The organism is Pseudomonas monachiensis (assembly GCF_047345015.1).
Classification (GTDB): Bacteria; Pseudomonadota; Gammaproteobacteria; order Pseudomonadales; family Pseudomonadaceae; genus Aquipseudomonas; species Aquipseudomonas monachiensis.
In genome coordinates this window covers 2,764,483-2,776,165 of sequence record NZ_CP178857.1, presented here as the reverse complement: position 1 = coordinate 2,776,165, position 11,683 = coordinate 2,764,483, and the positions used below count along the sequence as shown (strand labels likewise).

Sequence of the window (11,683 nt, the reverse complement as noted above, 5' to 3'; positions counted from 1 at the left end):
TGGCAATTTAATAATTAGGCACTGCGAACGGTATGATCGACTGCTTCAATCAGTTCCGCGTATTTACTCAAGGGCAATGGAATGACGATTTGTCCGTGTATCTTCATACTGGCAGGAATAATATTTGCAGTGCCGGACAGAACAACAAACCCACCCGGTTCGACCTTGTCCGGCTCGGTATATATCCCGGTAGTGGCATCGAAATTTCCATCCCCTGAAAGTTTGCTCCAGGTCAGCGTTACAACTTCAGGAACGGGAACAATCGGCCCATTTTCACCCAGCAACTGAAAGTGCGCCTTCCCACCCGGAAGATCGCTTGAACTGGCCAGCACCATGGGGGCCGGTGTCAGCACTTTCTCAATCATCAAGGCGATATGAGAGACAGCTCCAGTCGTTGGATTCTTGATCTCGATTTTATCAATCGGGAAAGGCGTATCGACGTCCATGTTCGTCCCGGCGGTATACAGATATTGGTTCGGATCTGTTGGGTCTACACTTACCGTCGATCCCCATTGCGAGGTCAAGATGCTCCACTGCAGTGGTTTCTGGTCCAGCGATTGCGCAGTCAGGGTCATCGTTTTGCCTGTTTCACAGCTGGCATATAACGGGTTGGCCACGATGACGCTATGCATTACCGAGACCAGCGCCGAGCTCTTGACCGGCGCACCATTGAGCGTCCCTTGGGCAGTGACCATCACCGCGACAAAACCATCGACCAGACTGCCCGCCGACGGCGCCGTGTATTCACCGGTGGAACTGATCACCCCGGGTTGAGCGATATTGCCGTCGACATCCTTTACGCTCCATTGCACGTCGCTGGGCACGGGCGACAAGGTAAATTGCAGTTTGCTGCCGGCCTCGATTGTCGAGTTCATTGGCGAAACAGTGGTGGTCGTGCGCAGCGGATCGATTTGACCGAAAACCGCCAGATCTCCAGGGACAAAGGCGTCGGTTAGTTGCAAGGCGTTTTGCCCGGGGAACAAAAGGTTCCGCAGCAGAAAGGTGTCCAGTGTGGGAGATGTCAAACGACTGAGTAGATCGATGATCTTCGGTTTAAAAAAAACTTCAATTTGAGGCCTTATACGCGGAAACTGAGAGATGACGTCTTCCAGTCCGTCCGCCCCGGCAATATTCAGACTGAATGTAGAGGACCCCTCATTCCGCTCAAAACTGACAAGACCTGTTTGCTTGTCGAGCTTAATATCAAAATGAACACTATATCGACATATAAAATCCATGTTCCCGGAGTCATCTTTATTCGGATCCCAAGGGGCAAAATATTTAATTTCCCGCCTAAACACAGTCTTATAGGATTTATCCCATACAAACTCAATACGGTTACCTCCCCCCCTAATTGTTAAAGGAGAACCGCCACTGTCTTGTTTAAAGTCATGCTGGATAGGTGTGGAAAAATAAAAAACACCTGTATGAACTCCACCATAATATACATCATACTGATACTTGTAGTCCTGAAATATACCCCCCGCGCCCCCCTTTAAACCAAATGCAACATCCGCCCCACTGTCATACGCTAAAAAATTAATATCATTGCCAATATCTTCAATGGCCGGCCCCCGCATGATCCTGTCGAAAAGCACCCGGCTCGACAGCAGCATCGCCCCGGTATATTTGGTGCCGCCTTCATCCGACGGAATCAGATAGGTCGAATTGGCATTCGGAAAAGTCTTGCTGTCCTCGCCGCCCGTCAAGGTGATGAACATCATGACAGCGCCATCGCCGTAGGCCTCATCTCCCAGTACGGCCTGAGGGTCGGACTTCATGGTCCTGATTTCAAAACTTTTAGGCGTCAATACACCATTCAGATCGCCCGTCAGTCGCCCGAGCGGGAAAATCTTCTGATCCTCCTCCACCTTTTCATCAAAGTACAACTTGAAACGTCTGCCTACGTCGTCCTGGGCCAAGTCGCCGAATACAAAGTTCGCCTTGAAAGTATCGGCATTCTTGATGTCAATCACGACATCACCCAGGTCACTGACTTCTCCTTTGGTTACCGGTTGGTCCATCCATAACTGGGGGCCACCTACCGGAAGCACTTTGAGTATCTTCGAGACAAAAACAGCGCCACCTGTATTCTTTTTAGTGCTCACAATCATCCCGCCGACCATATCCATGGTCAGTCGTGCCCGCGCAGCCAGACTGGGGTCCGAGCTTTCGAACGACAATCGTGGCGCACTCAGTTTCAAATTGAATACATGTTCTTTATAAGAACCATCCCCCCAACTCGCCTGCAAATTGACAGGCTCGATAAAACCATCGGCGGTATTGAACCGTTCAACGTAGAGTTGAAACAGCAATTCGTTAGCCTTGCGTTGATCGTATAATGTCAAGGCATCCCAACCATAGGTCATGGATTTACCCTGCATCTCGCCGACCAACTGCGTCAATGTCATCTTACTCATGTCTGAGCACCTCAAATAAATAACGCTTGTGCTCTTAAGCCAGAAGCTTCAGCGATAGCGGCCTGTTAAAATTGATGGTCGAGTGCCCACTATCAAAGCTCACGCTGACTCTCAAGGTTAATGTGTCGTTAATAGCAATATCGGCCAGGTCCGCTCTCAACAACCTGGCCTTGACGCCGCCGGTGGTTTCCTCGGGTTTTACCTCGCGTGCGGCAATAATGTCGCGCCCCGTAATGCCGGGAGCGGTCAACCATAAACGCACTATTTGCTCAGTCGATATGAACATCCAGGTTTCCACGCTCAACAGGGCACCTTCCGGTGGAATATCCGACAAACTGAGCGTTGCCGGCGATCCGATCTGGGCTTTGTCACACTCAATGCCGGAATGACTGGTGATGTTTCGAATAAACAATTGCAAGGGAGGTTCGGCGTCTTGGCCTGCAACCTGGTAAGTCACTTCGACCGTTTTACCGAAGTTCGCCGGAAGCACTTCGGGTGGCACCCGAAACTTCATGGGGTTAAGTTGGCTATGTACCGTTGTTTCATAACTGCCCGTCGCTCCAAAACCTTTCCAGTGGGCCGTGACTTCATCGCCATCGACAATGGTGGCGGCTGCCGGAATCGTGATGTAGGCACCACTGATAGCCACGCCTGGATTCAGCTCGTCACGCCCATCGATGAGCACGCTGCGATCAACCGTCGGTGTCGGCAGTACGAGGGGTTCGCGAATGCTCAGCTCCAATGCGGCACCGGAACCGGCGGCGTCGGGCCGCGCATACTGATAACGCAGGCTGACGGTGCCACCACGATTGTCCAGCAGCCATTGCGCCGCGATGGGGACTTCAATCCTGCCGGTTTCGATATTGGAGAGGTCGATCTTCAAATACTGGATGGTATTTTTGTTCGGGCCACTGCCCGAGCCGGTGCGCGTGCCGTACACCAACACTTCATCACCGACACGAATACCCGGATACACCGGAACGACCACACGGATGCCATCGGGAAACAGGCCGGGATTGATCTCGCTACCGGTCAGGTCCTTGACGCTGGCCACAGGTAGTTCCGGCGCGGAAGACGGAGTCACCAGGAAGGTCCGTTCGGCCGATACCGTTTCGGCGAGCGTGGACGAGGCATAGGTAATCTCGTAACGCAGCGTGATCTTGCCCCCTCGCAGCGCTGCGGCGTAGGTTCTGGGCGCGGTCCAGCTCAATACCTGACCGGGGTTGTTGCTCGGGTCGGTATCGGTATCGCTCAAGGTCTTGGGGGGAATATTGACAATGGGGCCATCACTGCCATCAGCACGCTTGCCTTCCCAGATAACCCTGACCACGTCAGCGTTGGACATAACGGTATAGGGGACCACTGCGATGGTCATATTGCCATCAATCGCGTCCGGATCCAGCTGGAGGTCATGGGACTCTTTTATCTGCGGCGCGGATAACAACCCATGCCTGCCGATACCGAAATGGATTCGCTTGGACTCTTCCCTCGGGGCTCCGCCGGCACGCTCCAGAAAAAACGAATAGAACACCTGGCCCTTGTTCAGCGCTAGCACGGTGTGATTGGGAACCGGCATCGGGAACTCGGTCTGACCCGGTTGCGGATCCACATCGATCCTGGAGTCCCCGTGATCTACCGGAGTGCCATTTTCTGCCAACCCGAGCCAGCTCTGATAAAGGCCATCACCCAGCGCGGGATTGGTATACCTGGCGAAAGTACAAAGTTGTTCGCCGTTCAACGCTTCCGGATCAATTGTACCGTTGATCAAAAGTGGAATGATCGGCGCGTCTAAATCACCCGCTGCCATAGTATTACTCCTGCACAGTTCAATAATATGAATAACAAAATCGGCATTTAAAGCCGTCAGAAAATTTGAATGTCGACTCACGTTTTACACCTGATAAACGACCCTGGGTACTAGCAGAACTGCTAGGTTGTCAAACTCGCAACCGGTGCTAAAGTCGGGAGGAAGTAGACCGTACGTGTCTTCCATGAACCTGTCGGAGTTAATCGATAATGAAGCCTTACCTATCACTATTGAGGGTGACCGCTTGTGTATGCCTTGCACTTTACGGGGCAAATTCTGTTGCCGCGGCATCGGATGAAAACAGCCAACAATCTGAACCCAGGGCTAACTATGGCGATATTGTATTCTTCAACTCAAAAGGCGAAAAAAAATGCACTTTGTCTGTTCCGGAGACCAAGCAGGCCTTCGGTTTCGAGCAACCTGGCCAAAGTTGCGAGAACAATCTGATGGCCAGCTTTACACTCGAAAATATTCCCTCGGCAACACTCATTCAATTTTATGCTGGTGAAGGTTGTAGTGATGCACGAACCAAAGACAACTTCTTTGTAAAACTCAAGACAGTCAAACAACCCACAGACTGGAGCACCCCTCCAAACCCGCCGACACCGACAATGAACTTCAATGACTTCAAAAAAAGAAAGGAGGGTGATTTGATTCCAAAAAGATACGTTCGAGTCGAAGCGCAGTGGGAAGGGAGTGACTTTGGCAACCAAGATTGGGATGAGCAAATCAGCTGCGTTTATATTGAACGCTCCCAGCCCGCTAATTAATCATCCACTGAAATAGCTCTGACTTTTTTGCATTCCCGCCAAATAACGAGGCGCCTTTCATGAGCACGTCCACCTCGATACATTCCAACGCGTTCAATTTCACGGACTTCATTCAAAGCCAGGTCGATCCGCGCACCGGGCAATACACCTGTGCCATTTCACTGCCTGAATTGAAAGCCAACAACCTGTGCGGCCCGGTCGTTCCGCTGCAACTGAACTTCAACCCGCTCAATGCCGCCGACAGCGGTTTCGGCAAGGGCTGGAACTTGCAACTGTCGCAGTTCAACCCCACCAACGGCGTGCTGTCGTTGTATACCGGTGAAACCTTCAAGGTCATCCTCGGCGGGCCCAATGGACCGGTGATTCCGGAACAGAAAATCGACTCCTTTCATTTCCATGACCTGGGCAACAAGCGTTATCGCGTCGAGCACAAGGCCGGGCTGGTGGAGATCCTCGAGGTCGGCCAGGGCGAGGTCGCGCTGCCGGTGCAGATGTTCTCGCCCCAGGGCCACGGTGTCGCGCTCGAGTATGTGGCCTTCGGCACCGAACCGCTGCTCAGTCGTATCACCAACGCTACCGACAGCACCGCGTTGCTCAGCCTGGAGCGCACCACCAACCTGTTGAAGATCACGCTGCACCCCGGCAGTGCCTTCGAAGCGCTGTTCCAGATGAGCATTATCGGTGGCGAGAGCGAGACCCTGGTCCTGCCGACCGACGACAAAGCCTGCTGGCGTTTCGACTACGTTGCCCAGAACGGCCTGACCTGCCTCAAAGACGTCTACACCCCCACCGGCGGCCATGAAACCGTCACCTATGCCAGCCGCGCGCATTATTTTCCCGGCCAGGCCGGGCGCACCCTGCCGCGGGTGGCGAGCCACAAGCGCGACCCCGGTTTTGGCCAGCCCGCCATCGAAACCCGCTACGAGTACGATGCCCGGGACCATAACTTCCTGGGCTTCGGCAGCGGTCTGTCATGGAGCGACGATGGCCTGGACAACCTGTACAAAGTGCGCTCGGCGTACGAGTACGAAACCCGGGAAATCCTCTGGGACGCCTTGGCGGGCAAGGCGGTCCGTGAAACCAAGCGGGTGTATAACCGCTTTCACCTGATGACGCAGGAGCAAATCACCCAGTACAGCAGCGACCCGGCGAAAAACACCCTGCAGACCACCGACACCGAATACCACATCGATCCCGCCCTGGACTTCAAGGACCAGAAACCCTACTGCCAGTTGCCGAAAAAGGTCACCCAGACCTGGCGCCTCGTCAGCGCCACGCTGCCCCGGCATACGGAAATCGTCACCACCACCTTCGACGACTTCGGCAACCTGCTGACCCAGGTCAGCGCCAATGGCGTGACCGAAACCAGCGAGTGGTACAAGGCCGAAGGTGAGGGTGATGACTGCCCGGCTGACCCGCAAGGGTTTGTGCGCACCCTCAAGAGCAAGACGGTCACCCCCGCCCGGTCCGCTTACGGCCAGGCCCCGACCCTGCAAACCCGTTATACCTACACGGCCGAGCCAGGCCTTGGCGATTCCGGGCCATGGCTGACACTGCGCGATGAAACGCTGCAGCACATGGTCGACGGTCGTGTAGCAACGCAGCTACGGAACATTCGCCATGACTACCTCAATACACCACAAGATCCGCGGACCCATGGCCTCATTTGCAAGATGACGCAAACGTTGCATGGCCTTGCCGAGACCTTGACCACCACCCTGTACAGCTACGGCATCACCCGCAATGCCCGCACAGGGACAATGGTCATGCGTACGGACAGTGAGTTGATTGGATGCGATGACAAACCGGACACGCCAATACGCAAAACCATCACCCAGGAGCACTCGTTGCTCAACGGTTTCAAGCTACTCACCCAGGATGACAGTGACGTAAAAGTCGCCTTCGAGTATGACCGGCTCGGGCGAGTGATCGAGGAAATCGTCGCCCCAGACTCCGATAACTACAAGGCCAGCCGTACCTACACCTACACACTGACCAATGGCGGCGAGGGTCAACAGGCGAAACAAAGCGCCAGGGACATCAAGGGCGTAGAAACCATCACCTACCTCGACGGCTACAATCGCGTGATCAAAGTCGAACGCCAGGACGCCGATGCCCTCGGCGGAGACCCCAAGGCGTTTCGCGAAACCTACAGCGCGACCTACAACAACCTTGGCCAATTGATCAGCGAGACCACCACCGACTGGGAAGGCGCCGTCGACAAATCCTTGACCAGCCACCGTCAATACGACGCCTGGGGCCAGGAATGCAAAATTATCGGCGCCGATGGCGTGGCAGAGGTGACCGAAGTCGACCCCACCACACAAACCCTGCGCAGCTGGACCGAAAGTACCGTGGCCCCGATCACGGTCAGTGGTAAACGTCGCGCGACGCTCAACCTGTTTGGCAAGGAAGACAAGATCGAGGCGCTGGACGCACAGGACAAGGTCGTCAGCTCGCGTGAGTATCTGTATGACGGTTTGGGCAACTGCGTTGAGCAAATCGACGAAATGGGCGAGTCCACCCGCTTCGAGTTCGATCTGTTCGCCCGGCTGCAGTCCACGACACTGCCCGACTACACCCAAGTGCGCCGCATTTACGCCGACCACAGTGGCGATGAGCTGCCTATTGACATTCAGGTGGTCGTCAATGCAGAACCGGTCAGCGTAGGCACCCAGACTTTTGACGGCCTGGAACGCCGGACCACGTTGAAAGTCGGGCCGCGTCTTCAGTCGTTCGAATATCGAGGTGGCGAGTCTCAGGTCAGCACGGCGATCACCGCCAGTGGCAAAAAAATCACCTACGAATACACACCGGGCCTGGTGGGCACGCCGGTTGGCAGTATTGCCCCGGACGAGCAGTCGAGCTTCAACTACGATCCGCAGAGTGCGCAACTGACCTTTTCGCAAAACACTCAGGGCGAGTTGACCTTCAACTACAACAGCAGCGGCCAGTTGCTCAAGGAGTTATGGAAAGACAAGCATTCCGGCAAACAATGGGAAAGCCTTTACACCTACACCCTGAGCGGGCGCCCGCTGACCCGCCTGGATGTCGAAGGATTGACCTGCACCTACGCCTATGACGAGAAGGCCCGGCTCAAGAGCCTCACTCAAGGCTGGTTGGTCGCGACTTTCGAGTACGACAATCTGGGGCGAGTGTACAAAACCACAACCTGTAACACCCACACCGGGCAAACCATCACCACCGAACTGGCCTATGACGACCAGGGCCGGGAAGTCAGCCGCACGATGGCGCTTGACGGTCACCCGCAGCAAACCATCACCCAGACCTACCGCGACGACGGCAAGTTGCTGGTTCGCCACTTGCAAGTGGATGACCAGTGCGAACTGCACGAGACCTTCGGTTATGACCAGCGCGGGCGCCTGACCGCCTACAACTGTGATGGCACTGCCCTGCCCCGGGATCGCTATAAAAACGCCATCAAGGAGCAGTTGTTCGATTTTGATGCGCTGGACAATGTGACCGGTGTGTACACGCTGTTTGACGACGGTACACGAGACGACGCCATCAGCTATTTTGCCGAGGACGACCCATGTCAATTGGTGGAAGTCACCCACAGCCACAGCGACTACCCGTCGAGTTGCAAATTCGACTACGACGCGGACGGTAATCTGCTGCACGACGAAAACGGCCAGACCCTGCACTACGACACCCAGGGCCGTTTGCTGCGCGTCACCGATAGCAACGGCAAGGACGTCAGCCAGTACCGCTACGACGCCCATAACCATCTTCTGGGCGTGACCCGGGGCGCACAAGCTGAAACGTTGCGTTTTTATCAGGATGATCGCCTGAGCCGCACCGAACAGGGCGACAGGAAGATTGATTACCTGTACCTCGACGACCAGCCTCTGGGTCAGCAGGAGCAAAACGACCCGGAACAAACACTGCTGCTGATGACAGACGTCAAAAACAGTGTGCTGGCGGAAGGTGGCCAGGATGGGCTGCAAAAAGCGGTCTATGGCGCCTATGGCGAACGCAACCCGGACGACGACTTGAAATGCCTGCTGGGTTTCAACGGTGAAGTGCGTGACGAACTCAGTGGCTGGTACCTGCTGGGCCGGGGCTATCGGGCCTACAACCCGACGCTGATGCGCTTTCATAGCCCTGATTCGTTAAGCCCGTTCGGTGCCGGCGGGATCAACCCTTATGTGTACTGCGCGGGGGACCCGATCAACTTTGTCGATCCGACAGGGCATGCCAACCGAGGAGTTAATATAGAAGGTCTTTTGGGCATATTTTTTGCCGCTGCAGCTTTAGTGGCCAGCGCCGTGTTGATATATGTTGCGCCTCCGGTTGGCGCGGCAACCACATCCTTAGTTTCGTCTGCTGTAACTTTTAGCGCTACGGCTGCCGTCTCCGGCTACACCTTTTACGAAGGCGCGAGGGCCATATCTGACAAAAAATTGCAGGTTCGCGAGAGTAGCGGGAGGACTGCCTTGATCTCGGGTTCGATGGACCTGGTACTTACCGCCGCATTCACACTAGCGATTCGAAAAGGCCTTGGCAAATGGATTGGTAAGGCGCGTGGTCGTGTATCGGCGAGGAATGGGCGTACTGCCAGCTTGCCGGATGGACCTGATGGTGGCGCAGTTAGGGGACCTAAAGGAGATCCAGGACCTAAAGGAAATACAGGACCTAGAGGAGATAGAGGGCCTAAAGGAGATACAGGGCCTCGTGGCGATACCGGGCCAGCGGGAAGGGAAGGACGTCCTGGGCAGCCGGGGGCTCCTGGCCAGAATGCGAGTAGTCCTGCAACGACTGTGTCTCCACCTTCTCGGCCGACTCCGCAAGCATCCCGAACGCCTGAACCCGTAGCCGGCTCTTCTAATGCAAGAAACCAAAATTCCGGGTATGACTTTAAGATGTTGCAGAAAGATCAAAACTCTAAAACAACTGTATTTAATAATGAAGAAGTACATCTTCAACCAACCGACACCATTGACAGCATCCCAAAAAGCAGCGCAAGTTCTATCCGCTCTAACATAGGCAACACGATGCAAAATTAACTCAACAACCGAGGGGGATATTAAACAGCAAAAAATTGCGGGCTCCATGTTTACTAAAATGGAGCCTTTTTTATTAAAGAAACACTTACAAAAACAATCTGCGCTCCAAACTGAGAGTTCTCTCATATCCCCCGCCCCACCCACCCATCTAAACTCCCGCCACCGAGACAACACCATCTTCCTCAACTCACATCATCGTGAGCACTTCCGGCACTGTCTCGCGCTACAAACGCCGGACTAACAACCTAAGGATTTTTGTTACATGAAGACATCTTTGTTCGCACTGCCCCTGGCACTTGGCATGGGTCTGGCCGCCACTTCGGCCTTCGCCGCCGATGGCCGTATCAACTTCACCGGTAATATCAACAGCGCTACCTGCCCCATTGAAATCGTCAACCCTGATAACGGCAACGTCAGCAATCTGGTGTCCCTGGGCTGGGTCGATTCCACTGACTTCAAGGGTATCAACACCGTGGCCGGTGAGCGCGCCTTCCAGATGCGCGTGACCCCAGGCTCCGCTTGCGTGCTGGACCCCGCCAAGCTCGACGCCACCATCACCTTCAACTCGGTATACGGCGGCGGTGGCAACCACTACGGCCTCAAGCCGACCGGTACCCCGGCAAAAGGCGTTGCCGTGGCCATCAAGGACGCGAGTGGCAACTACGTTGAAAACGGTGACACCTCCGTTATCTACCAGCTGGACGAAACCAACCCGACGCTCATGGACTTTACCGCCATGTACATCGCCACCGCCGCCACCGTAATACCCGGCCCTGCCGATTCCGATGTCGAGTTCACACTCCACATCAACTGATCACACGCGCCAGTTGTAGAGCAACGGGTCTGATGGCCCGTTGTTTACAGGCAACGTTTCGATACAGGGTTCTTTCTTATTATGTTTGGTTTCAATAAATATCCCGACCGGGTCAGGTGTGGGATTTTCTCCTGCGCGCTGTTTGGAGTTTTGACTACATGGGTTGCAGACAGCCACGCCGCATTAACGATCAGCAGTACCCGGGTGGTATTTGACAGCGACAAGCGCAATGTATCGCTAAACATTTCAAACCCAAGCAATAAACCGTTTGCCGTACAAACCTGGGTCAATACCGCAGCAGACGATCAAACCACTGCGGTGCCGTTTATCGCCTCCCCGCCACTGTTTCGCTTGAATGCCAACAAAGAGCAACAAGTGCAGATCAACGGGCTGCCCAATACATTGCCCAAAGACCGCGAGTCACTGTTCTATTTCAATGTCCAGGAGTTGCCGCAACTCGAGGCCGGCGATGCCAACCAGTTGAACATTGCACTTCGCACACGCATCAAGCTGTTCTATCGCCCGGTTGAAATCAAAAGCAAGCCGCTGGACCGGTTGCAGGACTTGCGCTGGTCGATCCAGCACATCGATGGCAAACCTCGCCTGCAAGTGAGCAATCCCAGCCCGTTCCATGTGTCTTTCGTGCGTATCGAACTGCGCGCCAACGGCAAGACCATCACGCTCAAGGAAACGCCCATGGCCGCCCCCATGGCGACCCAGGACTTTGAACTCGATGGCCTCAAACCCGCGCCAGGCATGCAAGTGAACTTTTCCGTGATCACCGACTACGGCGGCTACACACCCCCCATGACGCTGCCGGTCGGCCTTGATCCTTAATTTTGCGG

At 54.8% G+C, this 11,683-nt stretch carries 6 protein-coding genes; 4 read left to right on the top strand and 2 right to left on the bottom strand.

The features are described from left to right. Window positions 1-14: 14 nt before the first annotated feature. Window positions 15-2,420, bottom strand: coding sequence for a hypothetical protein (locus ACMDB8_RS12460; RefSeq protein WP_409079059.1), 2,406 nt, complete (start codon window positions 2,418-2,420; stop codon window positions 15-17). 34 nt (window positions 2,421-2,454) lie between these two features. Next, window positions 2,455-4,227, bottom strand: a complete 1,773-nt coding sequence (locus ACMDB8_RS12455) for a hypothetical protein (protein ID WP_409079060.1) — start codon at window positions 4,225-4,227, stop codon at window positions 2,455-2,457. A 209-nt stretch (window positions 4,228-4,436) separates the two neighbouring features. Here ACMDB8_RS12455 and ACMDB8_RS12450 point away from each other — a divergent pair, with 209 nt between their 5' ends. From ACMDB8_RS12450 to ACMDB8_RS12435, 4 genes are all read left to right on the top strand, one after another. Next, entirely contained in the window at window positions 4,437-4,997 is a 561-nt protein-coding gene (locus tag ACMDB8_RS12450; RefSeq protein WP_409079061.1) for a hypothetical protein, read from the top strand. A 59-nt stretch (window positions 4,998-5,056) separates the two neighbouring features. Further along, window positions 5,057-10,024: an RHS repeat-associated core domain-containing protein gene (locus ACMDB8_RS12445; protein ID WP_409079062.1), complete on the top strand. Its 4,968-nt coding sequence runs from the start codon at window positions 5,057-5,059 to the stop codon at window positions 10,022-10,024. Window positions 10,025-10,286: 262 nt separating this feature from the next. After that, complete coding sequence (locus ACMDB8_RS12440; RefSeq protein ID WP_409078951.1) at window positions 10,287-10,838, top strand: fimbrial protein; 552 nt, start codon at window positions 10,287-10,289, stop codon at window positions 10,836-10,838. A gap of 81 nt (window positions 10,839-10,919) precedes the next feature. Continuing rightward, window positions 10,920-11,675, top strand: a complete 756-nt coding sequence (locus ACMDB8_RS12435; protein ID WP_409078952.1) for a fimbrial biogenesis chaperone — start codon at window positions 10,920-10,922, stop codon at window positions 11,673-11,675. Window positions 11,676-11,683 lie beyond the last annotated feature (8 nt).

Coding starts and splice junctions, on each gene's coding strand:
- ACMDB8_RS12460 (WP_409079059.1), bottom strand. CDS start 2,420: ATGAGTAAGATGACATTGACGCAGTTGGTCGGCGAGATGCAGGGTAAA.
- ACMDB8_RS12455 (WP_409079060.1), bottom strand. CDS start 4,227: ATGGCAGCGGGTGATTTAGACGCGCCGATCATTCCACTTTTGATCAAC.
- ACMDB8_RS12450 (WP_409079061.1), top strand. CDS start 4,437: ATGAAGCCTTACCTATCACTATTGAGGGTGACCGCTTGTGTATGCCTT.
- ACMDB8_RS12445 (WP_409079062.1), top strand. CDS start 5,057: ATGAGCACGTCCACCTCGATACATTCCAACGCGTTCAATTTCACGGAC.
- ACMDB8_RS12440 (WP_409078951.1), top strand. CDS start 10,287: ATGAAGACATCTTTGTTCGCACTGCCCCTGGCACTTGGCATGGGTCTG.
- ACMDB8_RS12435 (WP_409078952.1), top strand. CDS start 10,920: ATGTTTGGTTTCAATAAATATCCCGACCGGGTCAGGTGTGGGATTTTC.